A 19,585-nucleotide genomic window follows, 5' to 3' on the forward strand; every position below is an offset into this window, starting at 1 on the left:
CCTACACTGGCTGTGTGGTGACCACCGACTGGCAGAGCGACCTCCGCAGGCGCGGATACCGCCTGACCCCGCAGCGTCAGCTCGTACTGGAGGCTGTGGACAGGCTGGAGCACGCCACCCCTGACGACATCCTCACCGAGGTGCGCAAGACGGCGGGCGGGGTGAACATCTCCACGGTCTACCGGACCCTGGAACTCCTCGAAGAGCTGGGCCTGGTCAGCCATGCCCACCTCGGGCACGGCGCACCCACGTACCACCTCGCCGACCGCCACCACCACATCCACCTGGTGTGCCGGGACTGCACGGACGTCATCGAGGCGGATCTGTCGGTGGCCGAGCCGTTCACGGCGCAGCTGCGCGAACAGTTCGGCTTCGAGACGGATATGAAGCATTTCGCGATCTTCGGGCGGTGTGCGGCCTGCCGTGACAAGGCCGCCGAGGGCGACGGCTGAAGCAGTCGCCGACGAGTCGTAGGCTGGCCTCATGCTGCGACCATCACCCGCCAGCCCCCTGCTGTCGCTGCCCGGCGCCGTCCCTGCCGAGGCCCCCGACGAAGGCGTCGCCGCGCACTACGGCGACCTCTTCCGTGAGCAGCGCGCCCTCGCCGACGGCTCCGGCTTCGTGGACCTCTCCCACCGCGGCGTGGTCACCGTCACCGGCCCCGAGCGGCTGAGCTGGCTGCATCTGCTGCTCACCCAACACGTCAGCGATCTCGCGCCCGGCCACGCCACCGAGGCGCTGATCCTGTCCGCGCACGGCCACATCGAGCATGCGGTCTACCTCGTCGACGACGGCGAGACGACCTGGATGCACACCGAACCCGGCAACCAGGAGGCGCTGATCGCCTACCTGGAGAGCATGAAGTTCTTCTACCGGGTCGAGGTAGCCGACCGCACGGACGAGATCGCCGTCGTCCATCTGCCGGCCGGCTCCATCGCCGAGGCGCCCGGGAGCGCCGTCGTACGCGAGACCGCGCACGGCCGCGAACTGTTCCTGCCACGGGCCGGTCTGGAGTCCTTCGCCGAGGGTTTCACCGGGGGGAGCTCCCGGACGATGCCCGGCGCAGGCCCGGCGATCGGCGTCCTGGCGCTGGAGGCGCTGCGCGTCGAGGCCCACCGCCCCCGGCTGGGCCTGGAGACCGACCACCGCACCATCCCGCACGAGCTGGGCTGGATCGGCACCGCCGTGCACCTGGAGAAGGGCTGCTACCGCGGCCAGGAGACCGTCGCCCGGGTCCACAACCTGGGCAAGCCGCCGCGTCGGCTGGTCTTTCTGCACCTGGACGGCAGCGAGGTCCATCTGCCGCCGCACGGCACCCCCGTCCGCCTCGCCTCGGACGGCGAGGAGGGCCGGCAGCTCGGCTTCATCACCACCTCGGCCCGCCACCACGAGCTCGGCCCGATCGCGCTCGCCCTGGTCAAGCGGAATGTTCCGCTGGACGCGCCGTTGATGGCGGGCGGCACGGCCGCGGCGCAGGAGGCCGTCGTCGCGCCGTAAGGCCGTCGTCGCGCCGTAAGGCCGCGACACCCAGGTGCCCGGCGGCCCGGCCCGGTGCCTACGAGGTGCCCGGCGGCCCGGCCGGGCGCCTACGGGGTGCCCGGCGGCCCGGCCGGGCGCCTACGGGGTGCCCGGCGGCCCGGCCGGGCGCCCAGGTGCCCACGGAGTGCCCGGCGGCGGGGCCTACACCTCCACCAGCACCGTGAACGGCCCGTCGTTGGTCAGCGACACCTTCATGTCCGCACCGAAGCGGCCGGTCTCCACATGGGCGCCCAGTTCCCGCAGCTGTGCGACGACCTCGTCGACCAGCGGCTCGGCGACCGGTCCCGGGGCCGCCGCGTTCCAGGTGGGGCGGCGCCCCTTGCGGGCGTCACCGTAGAGAGTGAACTGGCTGATCACCAGCAGCGGCGCCGCGGTGTCCGAGCAGGACTTCTCGCCCTGCAGAATCCGCACCGACCACAGCTTGCGGGCCAGCTGCGCCGCCTTCTGCGGGGTGTCCTCGTGCGTGACCCCCACCAGCACGCACAGCCCCTCACCGACGATCTCCCCGACCGTCTCGCCCGCCACCTCGACGCGTGCGCCGTCAACCCTTTGCACCACAGCTCGCATACCCGCCATCATGCCGGGCACCCCACCGGCTTCGGACAGCCGTGCCCCTGCAGGGGCCGTTCGGGTGCCATGGCCCTGCAGAAGGACCGCCCAGAGTGGCACGATGCGTGCACGTGGTGCGTTTCATGGACAACATGCCCAGGAAGCGGCACCGGACGAGGGGACGGAACGACCCATGAGCACTCTCGGCGCCGGACAGACACCCGGTCCCGTACCAACCGCCCGTACGACACCGACCGGTCGGACGACCTCAACCGCCCCCACGACAGACACCGCAGCTCCGGCCCCCACCACCCCACCACCCCCCAGCGCCCTGACGACGACCACGGCAACGGCTCGCGTCGAACCCCCCGGCACCGAGGACGGCCCCATGCTCCAGGCAGGCCAGGCGCAGCATCCCCGCCCCCCGCAGCAGCGCGACCCCTGCCGTCCGGCCACGACGCCCGAGCTGTCCGGTCTGGGGCTGCCCGAGCTGCGGGTGGTGCGGCGCGACTCGCAGCAGGAAGAGGCCGATCTCAGCTATCTGCGACGGCTGTTGCAGGGCCGGATCGACATTCTGCGCGCCGAGATCGCCCGCCGTTCCGCGCAGCACTCCCCCCTGCTCGACCGGCTGCCGGAGATCCTGACGGACCTGCCGTCACGGCACCGCTCCTCGGCACGGCATGTGACGGTCGGCACTCCGCACAGCGAGGAGTACCGCAGGCTCGCCGAGGAGATGCTCGGCGAGGTGGAGCTGTCCGACCTCACCGCGCGGACGGACCAGGAACTGCAGGACGCCATGGGCCGGCTGATCCGCTACGAACAGCAGGTGTCGCGTCGCCGTCAGTCACTGCAGCGCACCACCGACGATTGCAGTGCCGAAATCGCCCGCAGGTACCGTGAAGGCGAAGCGCAAGTAGACGACCTGCTGTCCTGACCGGGCCACAAGCCTCCGGGGGACAACGGGTCACTCCCCCGGAAGGCCGCCGATGACCTCGCCCACTCCGATATCCGCACCGATCCCGGAAGCCGCCGCGTCCCCGGGCTCCGCGGTGAGGGCACCTTCTCCCGCTTCCCCCGTCCTCGCCGAGGTCGTCCGCTCCGGCTTCGTCGAGGGCCGGCACCGCGGCTCCCTGGTGGTACTCGCGGCGGACGGCAGCGTGGAGTGGTCACTGGGCGAGGTGACCACCCCGGTCTTCCCCCGCTCCACAAACAAGCCGATGCAGGCCGCGGCCGTGCTGCGGGCGGGCCTGGACCTCTCCGGCGAGCGGCTGGCGCTGGCCGCCGCCAGCCACTCCGGCGAGGCCTTCCACCTCGATCTCGTACGGACCATGCTGGCCGAGCACGGTCTGACCGCCGACGATCTGCAGACACCGGCGGATCTGCCGCTGGACCCCGAGGAGGCGGAGGCGTACCTCGCCTCGGGCCGGGGCCGCGACCGCCTCACGATGAACTGCTCGGGCAAGCACACCGCGATGCTGGCCGCCTCCGCGCTCAACGGCTGGCCGCTCGCCTCGTACCTCGACCAGGCGCACCCGCTGCAGCAGTTGGTGGCCGACGGCGTCCGCACCGCGAGCGGCGAGGAGGTCGCGCACGTCGGCACGGACGGCTGCGGCGCGCCGCTGCTCTCCCTCTCGCTGACGGGACTGGCCCGCGCCTTCCGGTACTTCGTCATGGCGGAGCCCGGCACCCCCGAGCGGCGGGTCGCGGACGCGATGCGCGCCCACCCGGAGTACGTCGCCGGCACCCGCCGCCCCGACACCTGGCTGATGCAGGCCCTCCCGGGCACCCTCGCCAAGATGGGCGCCGAGGCCGTCCAGGCCCTGGCCCTCCCCGACGGCCGCGCCCTCGCCTTCAAGATCGACGACGGCGCCACCCGCACCCTCGGCCCGGTCCTCGCCCGCACCCTGCGCCTCATGGACATCGACGACCCTGTCCTGGCCCGCCTCGCGGACGCCCCGCTCCTCGGCGGCGGCGCGCGGGTGGGGGAGATCCGCGCGGCGTTCTGAGGGCGGGGCCCGGCCGGCGCGGCCGGGGGCGCGGGGCCGGCGCCACCGCACGGCGTGCCCCCGCGCCCGCTGCCCCCACGGCGGTGACCTGCATAAGGTGGCGAGGACACAGTGCACGCACGTACCACCCACCACAGCAGGAGGCCGGCGACCATGAGCGACGCTAATTCCGAGCCGCAGGGGCCCGAGGCGATCGAGCACGCGCACGACCCCGAGGTACTGCAGCTCGCGGCCAAGGTGTTCGACCTGGCGCGGCACGGCGACACCGACACCGTCGCGGCGTATGTGGACGCGGGCGTCCCCGCCAACCTGACGAACGACAAGGGCGATTCGCTCGTGATGCTGGCGGCGTACCACGGTCATCCCGCCACCGTGGAGGCGCTGTTGCAGCGCGGTGCCGACGCCGACCGCCCCAACGACCGCGGTCAGACGCCGCTGGCCGGCGCGGTCTTCAAGGCCGAGGACGAGGTCATCAAGGTCCTGGTGGCCCACGGCGCGGACCCGACGGCGGGCACGCCCTCGGCGATCGACACGGCCCGGATGTTCGAGAAGGCGGAGCTGTTGAAGCTGTTCGGGGCGGAGTGACCCGGTAGCCGGCCCGGTAGCCGGGGCCCCGATGGGCGGGGCCCCGGCAGCCCGCCCGTGAGCAAGGCTCCTGTGGGGCACCACACGCTTGACCTCAAGTCCGCTTGAGGTCTTAGCGTCGGGTTTCGACGGCAACGCCGCCGCCCACCGACGCACGTGCCACGCCACGAAGGGCCCCACATGTCCGAGCACCCCTACCGCCTCGCAGTGATCATCGGCAGCACCCGGGAGGGCCGGTTCGCGCCCGTCATCGCGAACTGGTTCACCCGGCACACCGAAAGCCATCCGCACATCGACGTGGACGTCATCGACCTGGACACCGTCCGCCCGTACGAACTCCGTTACGGCAGCGAGGAGTACGAGTCCTTCGCCAAGCGGGTCGACGAGGCGGACGCCTTCGTCGTGATCACGCCGGAGTACAACCACTCCTTCCCGGCCCCGCTCAAGCACGCCATCGACCTGCTGCACGGCCAGTGGCAGGCCAAGCCGGTCGGCTTCGTCTCGTACGGCGGGATCTCCGGCGGCCTGCGCGCCGTGGAACAACTGCGGCTGGTGTTCGCCGAGTTGCATGCCACCACGGTGCGCGAAACGGTGAGCTTCTCACTCGCCGGCAACCTCTTCGACGATGCGGGCCGACTGCGCGACCCGGCCCCCGCCACCCAGGCCGCCGACACCCTGCTCGATCAGCTGACCTGGTGGGCGGTGGCCCTCCGCGAGGCCCGTGCGAGCCGCCCGTACGGCGGCTGAGGCCGCACCCGGCGGGCCCGTTACCCCTCGCCCGCCGGCCCGATCGCACGGTCGACGGGCGCCGAGACCGGACCGTCCGTCTCGTCGGCCGGCACCACCCCGGGCAGCGTGAGCCGCTCCAGCATCCGCCCCGTCATGGCGAGATGGATCAGCACCACGGCGGCACGGTCCCCCGGCAGCCCGCCCTCCATGGCGCTCGGTCCCCTCAGGTATCGCGCCGTACGGCCGTCGCGAGATGCACGTTCATCGCGCACGGAATGCGGCCGTCCGGCAGCGCCATCGCCGCCGACTCCGCCTCGAAGCGGGTCCGTAGATCCGTCATGACCGCGGCGTCGAAGGGGCCGAGGTCGTAGTAGCCACTGACGGTCCGCCAGATCTGTTCGGGCGGGCCGGACAGATCGATCCGTACGGTCTCCCACTCCACCGGGCCGAATCCGGCCGGGCGGAACACCGCATCGAAGCCCTCGCGGGTGCGCAGCCGCGGGTCCCCGAGCGACGGGATCCGCTGCTCCGCGGGCGCCGACGCGAACAGCGGCTTGGCCAGCTGCAGAAACCTCTCGCACGCCTCACCCCCGGCCGCCCCGCCCCCCAGGACCACGGCCAGCGTCCCGCCCGGCTCCAGCACCCGTGCCAGCTCCGCCGCCACCTGATCCGCCTCGCTCATCAGCATCAACGCCATATGGGAGGCACAGCCGTCGAACCGGCCGTCGCGAAACGGCAGTTGCTGCGCCCGGCCGACCCGCAGGTCCGCCCCCTCGACGCCCGGCCGGCCACGGGCCAGCGTCAACTCCTCGGCGGACAGGTCGATCCCGGCGAGCGTTCGCCGGGCACCCGCTTCCCGCTCCGCGAGGAGTTCCAGCAGCAGCCCGTCGCCGCAGCCGAGATCGAGCACCCGGCCGCACACCGCCATCCGGTCCCGCAGGATCTCGTAACTGGAACGGCCGTCCCCGGCCCGCCCATGGGCCAACGCCCGCACGGTCACCGCGGGATGCGCGGCATGAAAGGTCCGCAGAAATTCTTCCTGAACCGTCGCCATCCACCGACCCTAGGAGCCCCGCGGCCCCGTGTCCCTCAGTTCCCGGGAGGGCCCTCCTGCAGCGCCCAGCCGTTGCCGTCCGGGTCGCTGAAGTAGACGAACGAGTTCCAAGTCCCGCCGGGCCCGTCCGCCATCGCCCCGTCCTCCACATGCTGTACGGGGCCGGCCACCACGCCCCGTTCGACCAGCTCCGCGCGGGCCGCGGCGATATCGGGGACCACCAGCTGCAGCCCCTGCACCGAACCGGGCTTCGCCTCCGCGATCCCGTCGCCCGCGCCGATGACGATCGAGCAGCCCGACCCCGGCGGCGTCAGCTGCACCACGCGCACCTCGCCGCCGACGCTCATGTCGTGATCGACGGCAAAGCCCATCTGCTCGCTGTAGAAGCGCTTCGCCCGCTCCACGTCGGTCACCGGAATCGGCACCAGTTCGAGCTTCCAGTCCATGGCGCGCCGTCCTTCCGTACGGCGACGGCCCTGCTCAGCGGCCGTCGGCACCGGCCCTGTCGCGCTGCAAGAAGTCTAAGGAGCGGGGGACGGATGCGCGCACCCATTGACGGAGTGAGTACTCACTCCGTACCGTGGAGCCATGACCCCAACCTCCCGTAAACGCGCCCCCGGCATGAGCGTCGAGCAGCGCCGGGCCATGATCGTGGCCGCCGCGCTGCCGCTCGTGGCGGAGTACGGCGCGGCCATCACCACCAGCCAGATCGCCCGCGCCGCCGGTATCGGGGAGGCCACGATCTTCCGGGCCTTCAAGGACAAGGACGAGGTGCTGGACGCCTGTGTCGCCGAGGCGGCCGGCACGGACCACGTCCTGCGCGAGCTCGCCTCGGTCTCCCTGGACGAACCGCTCGCCGTACGGCTGACCGAAGCCGCCGAGGCGCTGCGCGCGCATATGGAACGCATGGGCACCGTCATCGGAGCCCTCCATGGCTCCGGGCACCTCCGCGGCCGCGAACCCGGCGCCGGCAGCGAAGACGGGGGCGGTCCGCCGCGGGACCGCCGGGCGGAGTCCGTCACCGCCCTGCGCAACGCCGTCATCGAGCTGATCGAACCCGACCGGGCCGCGTTCCGGCTGAGCCCCGAAAAGGTCTCCGCCGCGTTTCTGGGCCTGCTGTTCACCCGGCTGCAGACGCCGGTATCGGACGCCGATGCCCCGCTCACACCCGATGAACTCATCGACGTGCTGCTGCGCGGCACCCTCCACCACCCCGGGGGCGACCGATGACCGTGACCCTCAACCACACCATCGTCCCGGCCGCCGACCACCGCGTCGCCGCCCGCTTCTTCGCCTCGGTCATGGGCCTGCCGGAGCTCCCGCCGGCCGGGCGCCTGGGACACTTCGCCCCGGTCCGGGTGAACGAGACGCTCACCCTCGACTTCATGACCGTGCCGGACGCCGAGGGCCACCACCTCGCCTTCGACGTCGACCCCGAGACCTTCGATGGGATCCTGGCCCGCATCGAGGCCGCCGGCATCCCCTACGGCAATGACCCCGCCGCGCCGGACAACGGCCGGACCGACCATCCACTGTGCGCCCGGGGCCTGTTCTTCCGCGACGACTCCCGCAACCTCTACGAGGTCATGTCGCCGGTGTGAGCGAGCGCCTCCCGGCTGTCGCAGTTCCCCCGCGGGCTCCGACAGCCCTGGGCCGCGTCACCTGTTGACGAACGTCATGCTGGCCTCGTCGTAGCGCGTGCCGGCGATCCGGCCGGCCGGTGCCGCGGCGTCGATCGCGGCGAGTTCCGCGGCGGTCAGCTCGACGGCGAGCGCGCCGAGGTTCTCCTCCAGGTACTTCTCCCGGCGGGTGCCGGGGATCGGCACGACGTCGTCCCCGCGGTGCTGCACCCAGGCCAGGGCGAGCTGACCGGTGCTGACGCTCTTCTGGGCGGCGAGTGCGTCGAGCTGCTCGACGATGGCGAGGTTCTGCTCCAGGTTGCCGTCGGCGAAGCGCGGCTGGCCGCGGCGCAGGTCCGACTCCGGCAGCCCCTCCACCGAGGTGTAGCGCCCGGTCAGGAAGCCGCGCCCGAGCGGCGAGAACGGCACCAGGCCGATGCCGAGTTCACGGCACACCGGCGCGATCTCCTGCTCCAGATCGCGGGTCCACAGCGACCATTCGCTCTGCAGCGCGGCGATCGGATGCACCGCATGCGCCCGCCGGAGGGTCGCCGCGCCCGCCTCGGACAGCCCGAGGTGCCGCACCTTGCCCGCCGCGACGAGTTCGGCCATCGCACCGACGGTCTCCTCGATCGGCACGTCCGGGTCGACGCGGTGCTGGTAGTAGAGGTCGATGTGATCGACCCCGAGCCGGCGCAGCGACGCGTCACAGGCCTCCCGTACGTACGCGGCATCGCCACGGATCGCGGTCGGCTCACCGAGCCGGTTGGCGAACCCGAACTTCGTCGCCAGCACCACCTCGTCCCGCCGGCCGGCGACGGCCCGGCCGATCAGCTCCTCGTTGTGCCCCGCCCCGTAGAAATCGGAGGTGTCCAGCAGGCTCACACCTAGGTCGAGCGCCCGGTTGATGGTCGCCACCGACTGCGCGTCGTCCGACTCCCCGTACCCATGGCTCATCCCCATGCAACCGAGCCCCTGCGCGGAAACCACCAGTTCGCCGAGGTGACGCGACGGGATGTTCGTCGTGGTCATGCTGCTGCTACCTCCTGGACGTACGACGGACGGACCCGGATCACCGACCCTGATCCCTCCCTGATTCCTGAACCCCGGGGCCCTCGTGGCGGACCTGTACCGGCATCCCGTCCCGGACGCTATGAGTTGGAGCGCGCTCGAAGTCAACACGGCATCGCCAGGGCGCTGTGCGCCACGGCTCGTTGGCTGGGGCGGCCGGCTGCGCTTGGCGGGCCCTGTCCTCTGGCGGGCTCCGTGCTCTGCCGGCCCTGCCCTCCCTGAGCCACTGGCCGCCGTCAGCGGCCGTCGCTGTCACCCGCCGTCGCCCGCTATCGCCCGCAGGGCCTGACAGTGCGCGGCGAAGGCGGTGCGGCCCTCGGACGTCAGGGCGAGCCAGGTGCGCGGGCGCTTGCCGACATATCCCTTGGTGACGGCGACATAGCCGGCCTTCTCCAGGGTGGCGACCTGCCGCGACAGGACCGAGTCGCTCACCTCGACGGTGTCGCGGACAAAGGCGAACTCGGCCTTTTCGGCGGCCGCCAGGGTCGCCACGATGGAGAAGCGGACCGGTGCGTGCATCACTTCGTCGAGCGCATGACGCGGATGTGCCCCGGGATGCGGGTCCGTCACCGCCGGGCCTCCAAGTACGCGCCTATCAGCCCGGGAAGGGCAACCACCAGTGCGCCGGGCACCCACCACGCCAGGACCCCCGGGAACCACATGGTGCCAGGGACCAGTACCGCGCTGTAGAGCAGCCCCCAGGAGGCGATCATCACGCCGTGCCGCCAGCCGAACCCGCGCCTGGCGACGCGCTGCCGGGCCGCATAGACCGACAGCCCGGTGATGGTGACACACCACAAGCCAGTGCCGATCGCCAGCCCGTACGGCCGGCCCAGCAGCCCGATGGAGAGCACCAGGACCGCGGCCGCGCAGCCGTAGACCAGTTGGTACCAGACGGACCACTTCGCGCCGTCCCGCACCGTCGAGCTCAACTTCCGCACACGGTCCAGTGCGGCCGCCGCTTCCTTCGAGGCGTACTCCGACATGCCGTCCCCCCGACAACTGATGCTGCTCCGACTTCCTGCATCCAGCGTGACAAGTACTTTCCGGTATGACAAGTACTTTCCAGCCATGCCCCGGCGCGAACTGCCCCCTGCGAGCGAGCCGTTGATCCGCCTCGACGCTCCAGCCCCATGCCCGCCCCCCGTCTCGCCCCGCCCCTCGTCTCACCCCTCGTCTCGCCCCTCGTCTCGCCGGTGCAAGGCCGGGCACCGGAACTCCGGGGCCGACGCTCCCCCGTGCTCGCACGCTCGCTAGGGTCGGATGGCGTGAACTCCCCCTCCCCTTTCAGTGACGCCTTCGTCCGACTGACCGAGCCGCATGCCGCCTGGGGTGCCGAGCAGCTCGAAACGTTCAACGCCTTTCTGCCGACCGGCCCGTGGACCGCCGATCTGGCGCAGTGCATTTACCGCCAGGCGGGCCGTGACCTGCGCATCTCCGTACTCGGCAGCTATGACGCGTCCGACGGTTCATGGCTGTGGGGATGGGCCAATCCCGGATTCCGGGACATGCCGGCGGTCGGCGCGGCGGAGGCGGTGCGGCAGTACGGGCAGACGCACGGCATCCGGGAGTTCACCGAGGAACGCGTCGATCTGTCGGGGTGTGCGGATCCCCGTGTGGCCGTGGAGACCCTGACGTTCGGGGCGATGGGCGTACTGGGCGCGGCCGGTTACCTCGGCGTCCAGGCGAGCGAGGATGCCCGGCTGTACATGGTGCCGGACGATGCGCAGGTCCCGTGGGCGGCACCCGACCCGGTCACCCTGCCGCGCACCCTGCTCACCGGCGCGAACGTGCACGGCAATTCGGCCCACGCGGTGGTGGCCGGCTACTTCGGCCACCACCGGCTGCCCCAGCGCCACGCCCCCGGCCGGATCAGCGCGGACCTGCCCACCGGCACCACGGTCGAGGTCTCGTTCGACGACGCCGGACGCATCGGCGCGGTCGAGGTCGGCGGCATCGGCGGGCCGGCCGCGCGCTGAACCGGCGGCCGGCGGGACGCTGAACCGGTGGCCGGCAGCGCACTGAATCGACGATCGACAGCACACTGAATCGACGGGCCGGCGCCGCACGCGCCCCGTACCGGCACCCGTGGCGCCCGCGGCGGGAGAGAGGAGGGAGAGGCAGGGGCCGGCATCGGGCCTTGCCCGCCCACCTGTGCGCCGCGGCCCCGTCAGGTAATGTTGCGCCCCCAGTAGTGGACCGACCAGGAGGTGAGACCGATTCCCCGCCAGACCAGGCAGGCGCTCCCGGCTCACGCCCGTACGGTCCACCCGATGCAGGTGACCGCCCGACGCACGTGACCCGGGAAGCGCCCTCGGCGCCCCGAAAGGCTCACATGTCGTCCGCTCCGATGCCGTCCCACCCGTCACCTCTCTCCTCCCCGTCACCTCTCTCCTCGCCCCTTGCGGCACCCTCTTCCGCACCCCTCTCCCGCTCCGCCGTCGTCACCACGCTGCGCGCCGCCGGCTGCGTCTTCGCCGAGGACGAGGCGGAGCTGCTCCTCGCCACCGCCCGTACGGCCGACGAACTCGCCGCCATGGTGGAGCGGCGCACCCTCGGCCAGCCCCTGGAACACGTCGTCGGCTGGGCGGAGTTCTGCGGGCGGCGGATCACCGTCGATCCCGGGGTGTTCGTACCGCGCCGCCGCACCGAGTTCCTCGTGGGCCAGGCCGTCGGGCTCGGTCTCCGGGCCGCCGAGCGCACCGGGCGGCTCCCGGTCGTCGTCGACCTGTGCTGCGGTTCCGGCGCGGTGGGCGCCGTGCTGGCCGCCGCCCTGGGCCGGGTCGAGCTGTACGCCGCCGACATCGAACCCGCCGCGGTGCGCTGCGCCCGCGGCAACATCGCCGCCGCCGGCGGCGCGGTCCACGAGGGCGACCTCTTCGACGCGCTGCCCGCGGACCTCCGCGGCCGTATCGACATCCTGGTGGCCAACGTTCCCTACGTACCGACCGAAGAGGTCGGGCTGCTGCCGCCCGAGGCCCGCGAGCACGAGCCGCTGGTCGCGCTCGACGGCGGCGCGGACGGGCTCGACGTCCTGCGGCGGGTGACCGCGGCCGCCCCCCGGTGGCTGGCACCGGGGGGCCATCTGCTGGTCGAGACGAGCGAACGGCAGGCACCGCGGGCCGTCGACGCCTTTACCCGCAACGGGCTGCTCCCCCGGGTGGCCGACTCCGACGAGCTCTACGCCACGGTCGTCATAGGGACCCGGCCTGCGGACGCGGGAGGCGCAGGAAAACCGTCGTGACGGGGTGGCAGCGGTGCCGTCGTGACGGGGGTGGCAGCGGAGGCCTCGTGACGGGGTGGCAGCGGAGGCCTCGTCACGACGGCGGCAGCAAAACCGTGGCGGCAAGGGGCCTGTCCTCAGGCGAACGCGGCCCGGACGAGGTCAGACGGACCCGGTCGCCCCGACCGCCCTCGACCGGGACTCCGGCCCCGACCCCCCGGCCCGGTCAGGTGCCGACGTACGCCGCGAGGTGCTCGCCGGTGAGGGTGGAGCGGGCGGCGACGAGGTCGGCGGGGGTGCCCTCGAAGACGATCCGGCCGCCGTCGTGGCCCGCGCCGGGGCCGAGGTCGATGATCCAGTCGGCGTGCGCCATGACCGCCTGGTGGTGCTCGACGACGATGACCGACTTGCCGGAGTCGACGAGCCGGTCGAGCAGACCGAGCAGCTGCTCGACGTCGGCGAGGTGAAGGCCGGCGGTCGGCTCGTCGAGGACGTAGACGCCGCCCTTCTCGGCCATGTGCGTGGCCAGCTTGAGCCGCTGCCGCTCGCCGCCGGACAGCGTCGTGAGCGGCTGGCCGAGGCTGAGGTAGCCGAGCCCGACGTCGGCGAGCCGGCCGAGGATCTTGTGCGCGGCCGGCGTGCGCGCCTCGCCGGCGCCGAAGAACTCCTCCGCCTCGGCCACCGACATCGCGAGCACCTCGCTGATGTCGCGGCCACCGAGGTGGTGGTCGAGAACCGCTGCCTGGAACCGCTTGCCCTCGCACTCCTCGCAGGTGGTGGCCACGCCGGCCATCATCGCCAGGTCGGTGTAGATGACGCCGGCGCCGTTGCACGTGGGGCAGGCGCCCGCGGAGTTGGGGCTGAACAGGGCCGGTTTCACGCCGTTGGCCTTCGCGAAGGCCTTGCGGACCGGGTCGAGCAGTCCGGTGTACGTCGCCGGGTTGCTCCGCCGCGAGCCGCGGATCGCGCCCTGGCCGATCGACACCACCTCCGCGCCGGCGGAACCGTTGACCAGCGACCCGTGCACGAGCGAGCTCTTGCCGGAGCCGGCGACACCGGTGACGACGGCCAGCACCCCGAGCGGGATGTCGACGTCGACGTCCCGCAGGTTGTGCGTCGTCGCCCCGCGGATCTCCAGCGTGCCGGTGGGCTTGCGCACCGTCTCCTTGAGGGCGGCCCGGTCGCCGAAATGGCGTCCGGTGATGGTGCCGCCGGCCCGCAGCCCCTCGACGGTGCCCTCGAAACAGACGGTGCCGCCCGCCGTGCCGGCACCGGGGCCGAGGTCGACGACGTGGTCGGCGATCGCGATCGTCTCCGGCTTGTGCTCCACGACGAGCACCGTGTTGCCCTTGTCGCGCAGCCGCAGCAGCAGGTCGTTCATCCGCTGGATGTCATGGGGGTGCAGGCCCGTGGTGGGCTCGTCGAAGACATAGGTGGTGTCGGTGAGCGAGGAGCCGAGGTGGCGGATCATCTTGACGCGCTGCGCCTCGCCGCCCGACAGCGTGCCCGACGGCCGGTCGAGCGAGAGGTAGCCCAGCCCGATCTCCACGAACGAGTCGAGCGTCGCCCCCAGCGTCGTCAGCAGCGGCGCCACCGACGGCTCGTCGAGTCCGCCGACCCATCCGGCCAGGTCGCTGATCTGCATCGCGCACGCATCGGCGATGTTGATCCCGCCGATCCGCGACGACCGGGCCCCCTCACTGAGCCGGGTGCCGCCGCACTCGGGGCACCCGGTGAACGTCACCGCCCGCTCCACGAACGCCCGGATGTGCGGCTGCATCGCCTCCCGGTCCTTGGACAGCATCGACTTCTGCAGCTTCGGGATCAGGCCCTCGTACGTCAGGTTGATGTTGTCGACCTTGATCTTGGTCGGCTCCTTGTGGAGCAAGTTGTGCAGCTCCGTCTTGGTGTACTTACGGATCGGCTTGTCCGGATCGAGGAACCCGGAGCCGCTGAAGATGCGGCCGTACCAGCCGTCGACGCTGTAGCCGGGGATCGTGATCGCGCCCTCGTTGATCGACTTGGAGTCGTCGAAGAGCTGAGTGAGGTCGATATCGGAGACCGTGCCCCGGCCTTCGCAGCGCGGACACATGCCGCCGGTGCGGTTGAAGGTCTTTTTCACGGTCTTGCCGGCACCGCGTTCGATCGTGAGGGCACCGCTCGCCCGGACCGAGGGGACGTTGAAGGCGAACGCGTTGGGCGAGCCGATGTGCGGCTGCCCGAGTCGGCTGAAGAGGATGCGCAGCATCGCGTTGGCGTCGGTGGCGGTGCCGACCGTGGAGCGGGCATCGGCGCCCATCCGCTGCTGGTCGACGATGATCGCGGTCGTCAGACCTTCGAGTACGTCGACCTCGGGCCGCGCCAGTGTCGGCATGAAGCCCTGTACGAAGGCGCTGTAGGTCTCATTGATCAGCCGCTGCGACTCCGCGGCGATCGTGCCGAACACCAGAGAGCTCTTGCCCGAGCCGGAGACGCCGGTGAACACCGTCAGCCGGCGCTTCGGGAGCTCGACGCTGACGTCCTTGAGGTTGTTCACGCGCGCGCCGTGCACGCGGATCACATCGTGGCTGTCGGCATCGTGCAGCGCGGGCGACTGCGTGCCCGTCCTCGTGACCGTGCTCATCGTGTCTCCCTCTGTTGGGCGGGCCGCCTGCGCGGTCTCCGTAGGCCTCGCCCGGCCCGATCCGACCGGCTTCGAGCGATATCGAGGACCTCAGCTTCGCCCTCGATCATGTACACGTCGCGGGGGTGGCCCGTCCCCGGCCGAACGGCCCGGGTGGCGGCCAGGTTCTCCCCCGGCCTGCGGCCGTGAGGTGCGCCCCGCCGCTCCGGCTGTCCGTCGGCGTGGCCATCGGCAGTGCCTCGCCGTCCCGGCCGAAGGATAGCGGCACCGGGTACGGCGCCCCGGCCGCCGAGGCACCGGCCCCCCGGACACCGATGTCGCGGCCGAGCCGGTGCCCGGTGTCGCGACAACACCGGGCACGGGGGCGGGGGACGACGCCGGGCGCGGGAGCGGCGGGCGGCACTCATCGGTCCTGGAGCAGCCCGAGGACGTTGCCGTCGGGGTCGGTGAAGGTGGCCACCAGGCGGCCGCCACCGACGTCGTGCGCGGGCTCCTTCACCGTGGCACCCGCTGCGGTGACCTCGGCCAGCTTCGCCTCGATGTCCGGCACGTGCCAGTAGGCCACCGGCGAGGTCATGCCCTGCGGTCCGCCGCCCGGCACCAGCCCGATGTGCTGGCCCGCGGCCTCGAAGCCGACGTAGTAGGACTCGTCGGCCTGCGGCGCTACGCCGAGCAGGGCGGCGTACACCTCCTTGGCCGCCGCGAGGTCGGACACGGGATGCAGCACGGTCTTGATTCCCTGGGTGGATGAGCTGGTCATGGTCACTCCTGAGTCTTGGATCCGGTGGGGACCGTCCGGCTTACGGTCGAACGGAAAGTCCGGAGAAACCGGCAGCCCGATCGCCCCGGAGGTGAAGGGGGAAGTCCACGGCAGTCACGCTAGCCGCGGCTTTGTGACCCGCGCTTCTCGAATCCTGACCGGTCCGGGCAGCTGTTCCGCGACGCACCTGTTTCGCGACGCACGACGGATCCCCGCCGTCGCGCGCGCCGCGTGGCGCTCCGGCTCCGGGGCACCGTCCAAGTTCCTCGTCACCGACCTCGGATGCTGTGGGAAACTGACCGCGTGAGACGGCAGGAGCTCGACGACCTCGTCCGGCTGCGGCGGGCCCGCGACCGGATGGACCGCGACTACGCGGAGCCGCTCGACGTCCCGGCGCTGGCGCGTGGCGCCCTGATGTCGCCGGGCCATTTCTCCCGCAGCTTCCGCGCCGCTTTCGGCGAGACGCCGTACGGCTACCTGATGACCCGCCGCATCGAGCGGGCCAAAGCGCTGCTGCGGCGCGGCGATCTCACGGTGACCGAGGTCTGCTTCGCGGTGGGCTGTACGTCGCTGGGGTCGTTCAGCTCGCGCTTCAGCGAGCTGGTCGGCGAGAGCCCGAGCAGCTATCGGGCCCGGAACCATGACCATGGCGCCGCCATCCCGGCATGCATGGCCAAGATCCACACACGGCCGGTCAGGAACGGAGAAGCGAGCACCGCCCCTCGGCCGTAGCGTGAACGGCATGGACATCAGGCTTTCCCAATGCTTCATCGCCGTCGACGACCACGACAAGGCGATCGCCTTCTACCGCGACGTACTCGGACTTGAGGTACGCAACGACGTCGGATTCGAGGGGATGCGCTGGGTGACCGTCGCGGCGCCCTCCCAGCCGGACGTGAGCATCGTCCTGGAACCGCCGCTCGCCGACCCGAACGCCTCACCGGACGACCGACAGGCCATGGCGGAGCTGATGGCCAAGGGCCTGCTGCGCGGCGTCATCTTCGCGACGGACGACTGCGACGCCACCTTCGAGCGCATCAGCGCCGCGGGCGGCGAGGTGCTGCAGGAGCCGATGGACCAGTTCTACGGCGTCCGCGACTGCGCGTTCCGCGACCCCGCCGGCAACCTGCTGCGCTTCAACCAGCCCCTCGGCAAGTGAGCCGTCGGCCCCGGGCCCGGCTCAGGGGCCCGGGGCTCCGGACCGCGTCGCCCGGATGAACCCGGATGAACCCGGTCCACTCCGGGCCGGCCGTTCGCCGCTCGTGAACGGCACCGGAAAGTGGCCGGTCAGCGTCAGAGGGGGCACCCCCGGCGGCGTTGTCGTCGGTTGCCGACGCTCCGCTCCGACGCCCTCCTCCGCCTTGCCACTGCACCCATCAAACCCCGCTCACCTGCACTGATAAGGCGCCGTTGCCTGCAGCCGGCCGGATCCGCCGGACAGCACACCTGGCTAGTCCGTGGCGGCGGGTTCCGGCAGAACGCCCGGACCCGTACCGGGTACGGCCGACTGTCGTTCCTCGTGCCTGCCCAGCGCCGCGAGGGTCAGGGTCACGGTGACCGATCCGGCCGCCAGCACCGTCATCGCCGTGGCCGGGGAGGTCAGTTGGGCCACCGTGCCCGCCAGGGCCGCGCTGACACCCTGCAGGGTGGACATACCGACGAAGTGCAGGCCGAGTGCCTGGCCCGCGAGGTCGTCGGGAGTGCGGGACATCAGGCGTTCCTGCAGGACCAGGCTCGCGCCGAAGCCGACGGAGGCGACGGCGGTGGCCACGGCCGACAGCGCCACTCCCGGCCGCAGGACGAAGAACAGGTACGGCATCGCCAGCAGCAGGCGCAGCGGGACCGCGAGACGGGGACGCCACGCGGGCGGTACCAGGCGGCCCACCGTCACGTCGCCCACGAACATGCCCAGCGCCCCGCACGCGAACAGCGTCCCGGCCGCCCCGGGAGCGTAGGAGACGAAGAGCGAATCGCAGCCGACCACCAGGCCGTTGGGGATCCACAGGCCCAGGTACGTCAGGCGGCGGGGGCGCGAGGACCACAGGAGGGCGTTGGTGCGCCAGGTCGCCGAGATGGACGGGCGGCCGGTGGAGCGCGGTGGGCGGGCCGTGAGGCCCAGACGGCTGCCGAGGGCCGACATCACGTACAGCGCCGCCGCCAGGAGCAGGCACGCCCTCGGGGTCAGGAGCGCCAGCAGCGCGCCGCCCGTTGCGAACCCGGCCACCTGCATCAGGCCCCAGAGCATGTTGAACACGGAACGGCCCAGGACATAGCCGTCCTTCGACAGGATTTCGTTCAGCAGCCCCGCGCGCACTCCCCCGCCCAGGGACGCGATCAGGCCCTGCGCCAGTACGACGGCGAAGACCGCCCCGACCGGCAGGCCGGGCAGCGCCAGTACCGCCGTTCCGGCCGCGAAGGCGAGGCCGAGGCCGGAAAGGACCGCGCGCGGGGGCAGGCGGTCGGCGCCCGAGAGCAGGAACGTGGCTCCCAGCAACTGCGCCAGCTGCGGGCCGAACATGCTCACCGCCGACAGGAGCGGGGAGCCGGTGGCCCGGAAGACCAGCGTGCCGAGGGCCAGGCCGCCGATCGTCTGGGCCGCGGCGTAGGCGGCGAAGGAGAGCAGAAACGGGGTGAACTCCGGGGTGCGGAACAGGGTTCGGTAGCTGCGCATGCGTCGGAGTCTCGGAGCGGCCCGGGGGCCGTGGTTACTGTTTCGCCGACACGCGAAAGGTCGTACGCATGGGCTTATGGCAGATCGACACCGACACCCTCGCCCGCAGCCGCTTCGTGCTCTCGCCGTTCGCCGAGACCTTCGCGAGCCTGAAACTGCTGCACGCGGGGACCGGCGCCCATCCGGGCGAGGAGGCCTGGCTGCGCGCGCACCTGCCCGGCTACCGCGCCCGCCTCGCGGCCGACCCGGTGACCGCGCTGCTCGTGCGGGCGGCACTCGGCACGTCCTGGATCGCCGACTTCTTCTGCCCCACCTCGTGCGTCGGGGAGAGTTTCGAGGAGAGCGTGGCCCGGGTGCGGGCGGCCGGGGCCGGGGAGGCGCGCGCCAACCTCCGCGTGTCTCTCCGGGGCCCGCTCCCCGCCGCCCTGGAGCGGGACGACCTGCCCGAGCGGGCGACCGCGCTCCTGACGTACGTCTGGGAAAAGACCGCACAGCCGTACTGGGCGCGTCGGCGGCGCGTCCTGGAGGCCGACGTGGTCGCGCGGACCGCGCGGGTGAGCCAGGGCGGCTGGGCCGCTGTGCTGGACTCTCTGCAGCCGGGGACGCGGTGGCTCGGGGAGAGCCGGATCCAGGTCAACCTGAACGCGTATCCGCCGCGGGAGATCGCCGCCGGGGCCGAGCTGCTGTTCATGCCGGTGACGCCGAGGACCGGGTGGGTGTCGTGGGAGGGACGGGAGCGGTACGCCGTCGTCTACCCGTGTCTCGGGGTGCTCGCCGAGGACCACGACCGGCGGCCCGTCCCGGCCGGGCTCGGGGCGCTCATCGGGACCGCGCGGGCCGGATTGCTGGTGCTGCTCGGGACTCCCCTGAGTACGACCCAGCTGGTCGCCGTGACCGGGCAGGGGCTGGGGTCGGTGGGGCGGCATCTGCGGGTGCTGCTGGACGCGGGGCTGGTGGAGAGGCGGAGGGCCGGGCGATCGGTGCTGTACGTGCGGACGGCGGCCGGGGTGGTGCTCGTGGAGGCGTCGGGGGCCGGTACCGGTGACCGGGAGCCGGAACCGGGGCTCCCCTAGCCGGGTCCGACCGGCGAAGGCGCAGGCCGATACGCCCGACGATGACGGTGGATCCTTCGTGCTCGGTCACTCTCGGGGACTCG

23 protein-coding genes are annotated in these 19,585 nt (G+C 72.2%); 13 read left to right on the plus strand and 10 right to left on the minus strand.

The features are described from left to right. Positions 1-14: 14 nt before the first annotated feature. Both ACGFWI_RS22120 and ACGFWI_RS22125 read left to right on the plus strand, forming a co-directional pair. Positions 15-452, plus strand: coding sequence for a Fur family transcriptional regulator (locus ACGFWI_RS22120; RefSeq protein ID WP_393907679.1), 438 nt, complete (start codon positions 15-17; stop codon positions 450-452). 31 nt (positions 453-483) lie between these two features. Next, positions 484-1,497 (plus strand): YgfZ/GcvT domain-containing protein, encoded by a 1,014-nt coding sequence (locus tag ACGFWI_RS22125; RefSeq protein WP_393907680.1) that lies wholly within the window; start codon positions 484-486, stop codon positions 1,495-1,497. A 183-nt stretch (positions 1,498-1,680) separates the two neighbouring features. Here the strand turns inward: ACGFWI_RS22125 and dtd are convergent, their stop codons facing one another. Further along, a complete protein-coding gene (gene dtd / locus ACGFWI_RS22130) occupies positions 1,681-2,106 on the minus strand; it encodes a D-aminoacyl-tRNA deacylase (protein ID WP_393907681.1) in 426 nt (141 codons plus the stop codon). Between the two features lie 370 nt (positions 2,107-2,476). Here dtd and ACGFWI_RS22135 point away from each other — a divergent pair, with 370 nt between their 5' ends. The 4 genes from ACGFWI_RS22135 (at position 2,477) to ACGFWI_RS22150 (ending at position 5,426) form a co-directional block, all read left to right on the plus strand. Continuing rightward, entirely contained in the window at positions 2,477-3,022 is a 546-nt protein-coding gene (locus ACGFWI_RS22135; protein WP_393907682.1) for an ABC transporter substrate-binding protein, read from the plus strand. 52 nt (positions 3,023-3,074) lie between these two features. Further along, the gene (locus tag ACGFWI_RS22140) at positions 3,075-4,094 is read left to right on the plus strand and encodes an asparaginase (protein ID WP_393907683.1); all 1,020 of its coding nucleotides are present in this window, start codon (positions 3,075-3,077) and stop codon (positions 4,092-4,094) included. A 153-nt stretch (positions 4,095-4,247) separates the two neighbouring features. Beyond that, on the plus strand, positions 4,248-4,679 hold the full coding sequence (locus tag ACGFWI_RS22145; RefSeq protein WP_393907684.1) for an ankyrin repeat domain-containing protein: 432 nt from the start codon (positions 4,248-4,250) through the stop codon (positions 4,677-4,679). A gap of 180 nt (positions 4,680-4,859) precedes the next feature. After that, positions 4,860-5,426 carry an NADPH-dependent FMN reductase gene (locus ACGFWI_RS22150; protein WP_393907685.1) on the plus strand — a complete coding sequence of 189 codons (567 nt, stop codon included), beginning with the start codon at positions 4,860-4,862 and terminating at the stop codon, positions 5,424-5,426. 20 nt (positions 5,427-5,446) lie between these two features. Here ACGFWI_RS22150 and ACGFWI_RS22155 read toward each other — a convergent pair whose 3' ends face one another. From ACGFWI_RS22155 to ACGFWI_RS22165, 3 genes are read right to left on the minus strand one after another with little or no spacing between them, the layout of a single operon-like run. Then, positions 5,447-5,617, minus strand: a complete 171-nt coding sequence (locus ACGFWI_RS22155) for a hypothetical protein (protein ID WP_393907686.1) — start codon at positions 5,615-5,617, stop codon at positions 5,447-5,449. Positions 5,618-5,631: 14 nt separating this feature from the next. Further along, on the minus strand, positions 5,632-6,462 hold the full coding sequence (locus tag ACGFWI_RS22160; RefSeq protein ID WP_393907687.1) for a class I SAM-dependent methyltransferase: 831 nt from the start codon (positions 6,460-6,462) through the stop codon (positions 5,632-5,634). A 35-nt stretch (positions 6,463-6,497) separates the two neighbouring features. Then, on the minus strand, positions 6,498-6,908 hold the full coding sequence (locus ACGFWI_RS22165; protein ID WP_393907688.1) for a VOC family protein: 411 nt from the start codon (positions 6,906-6,908) through the stop codon (positions 6,498-6,500). 199 nt (positions 6,909-7,107) lie between these two features. On the opposite strand from ACGFWI_RS22165, the gene ACGFWI_RS22170 reads away from it, so the two are divergent. Continuing rightward, positions 7,108-7,692 carry a TetR/AcrR family transcriptional regulator gene (locus ACGFWI_RS22170; RefSeq protein WP_393907736.1) on the plus strand — a complete coding sequence of 195 codons (585 nt, stop codon included), beginning with the start codon at positions 7,108-7,110 and terminating at the stop codon, positions 7,690-7,692. After that, positions 7,689-8,063: a VOC family protein gene (locus ACGFWI_RS22175; protein ID WP_393907689.1), complete on the plus strand. Its 375-nt coding sequence runs from the start codon at positions 7,689-7,691 to the stop codon at positions 8,061-8,063. The genes ACGFWI_RS22170 and ACGFWI_RS22175 overlap by 4 nt, the downstream gene beginning before the upstream one ends. A gap of 57 nt (positions 8,064-8,120) precedes the next feature. Here the strand turns inward: ACGFWI_RS22175 and ACGFWI_RS22180 are convergent, their stop codons facing one another. The 3 genes from ACGFWI_RS22180 to ACGFWI_RS22190 form a co-directional block, all read right to left on the minus strand. Beyond that, positions 8,121-9,113 carry an aldo/keto reductase gene (locus ACGFWI_RS22180; protein ID WP_393907690.1) on the minus strand — a complete coding sequence of 331 codons (993 nt, stop codon included), beginning with the start codon at positions 9,111-9,113 and terminating at the stop codon, positions 8,121-8,123. Positions 9,114-9,404: 291 nt separating this feature from the next. Then, the gene (locus tag ACGFWI_RS22185) at positions 9,405-9,722 is read right to left on the minus strand and encodes a winged helix-turn-helix domain-containing protein (protein ID WP_393907691.1); all 318 of its coding nucleotides are present in this window, start codon (positions 9,720-9,722) and stop codon (positions 9,405-9,407) included. Then, positions 9,719-10,138, minus strand: a complete 420-nt coding sequence (locus ACGFWI_RS22190; protein WP_393907692.1) for a hypothetical protein — start codon at positions 10,136-10,138, stop codon at positions 9,719-9,721. The genes ACGFWI_RS22185 and ACGFWI_RS22190 overlap by 4 nt, the downstream gene beginning before the upstream one ends. A gap of 282 nt (positions 10,139-10,420) precedes the next feature. On the opposite strand from ACGFWI_RS22190, the gene ACGFWI_RS22195 reads away from it, so the two are divergent. Together ACGFWI_RS22195 and ACGFWI_RS22200 are read left to right on the plus strand one after the other, a co-directional pair. Then, on the plus strand, positions 10,421-11,131 hold the full coding sequence (locus ACGFWI_RS22195) for a DUF6882 domain-containing protein (protein ID WP_393907693.1): 711 nt from the start codon (positions 10,421-10,423) through the stop codon (positions 11,129-11,131). A 371-nt stretch (positions 11,132-11,502) separates the two neighbouring features. After that, the gene (locus ACGFWI_RS22200; RefSeq protein ID WP_393907737.1) at positions 11,503-12,396 is read left to right on the plus strand and encodes a putative protein N(5)-glutamine methyltransferase; all 894 of its coding nucleotides are present in this window, start codon (positions 11,503-11,505) and stop codon (positions 12,394-12,396) included. Positions 12,397-12,601: 205 nt separating this feature from the next. Here ACGFWI_RS22200 and ACGFWI_RS22205 read toward each other — a convergent pair whose 3' ends face one another. Both ACGFWI_RS22205 and ACGFWI_RS22210 read right to left on the minus strand, forming a co-directional pair. Continuing rightward, on the minus strand, positions 12,602-14,998 hold the full coding sequence (locus ACGFWI_RS22205; RefSeq protein ID WP_393907694.1) for an ATP-binding cassette domain-containing protein: 2,397 nt from the start codon (positions 14,996-14,998) through the stop codon (positions 12,602-12,604). A 403-nt stretch (positions 14,999-15,401) separates the two neighbouring features. After that, positions 15,402-15,758: a VOC family protein gene (locus ACGFWI_RS22210; protein ID WP_393907695.1), complete on the minus strand. Its 357-nt coding sequence runs from the start codon at positions 15,756-15,758 to the stop codon at positions 15,402-15,404. Between the two features lie 282 nt (positions 15,759-16,040). Between ACGFWI_RS22210 and ACGFWI_RS22215 the strand changes: the two genes are divergently transcribed. Continuing rightward, complete coding sequence (locus ACGFWI_RS22215; protein WP_393907696.1) at positions 16,041-16,490, plus strand: helix-turn-helix transcriptional regulator; 450 nt, start codon at positions 16,041-16,043, stop codon at positions 16,488-16,490. 10 nt (positions 16,491-16,500) lie between these two features. Further along, entirely contained in the window at positions 16,501-16,917 is a 417-nt protein-coding gene (locus ACGFWI_RS22220) for a VOC family protein (RefSeq protein ID WP_393907697.1), read from the plus strand. Between the two features lie 291 nt (positions 16,918-17,208). Here ACGFWI_RS22220 and ACGFWI_RS22225 read toward each other — a convergent pair whose 3' ends face one another. Further along, entirely contained in the window at positions 17,209-18,429 is a 1,221-nt protein-coding gene (locus ACGFWI_RS22225; protein ID WP_393907698.1) for an MFS transporter, read from the minus strand. A gap of 68 nt (positions 18,430-18,497) precedes the next feature. Here ACGFWI_RS22225 and ACGFWI_RS22230 point away from each other — a divergent pair, with 68 nt between their 5' ends. Continuing rightward, positions 18,498-19,502, plus strand: coding sequence for an ArsR/SmtB family transcription factor (locus ACGFWI_RS22230; protein ID WP_393907699.1), 1,005 nt, complete (start codon positions 18,498-18,500; stop codon positions 19,500-19,502). Positions 19,503-19,585: the final 83 nt, after the last annotated feature.

It is taken from the genome of Streptomyces sp. NPDC048434, assembly GCF_043200375.1.
GTDB lineage: Bacteria > Actinomycetota > Actinomycetes > Streptomycetales > Streptomycetaceae > Streptomyces.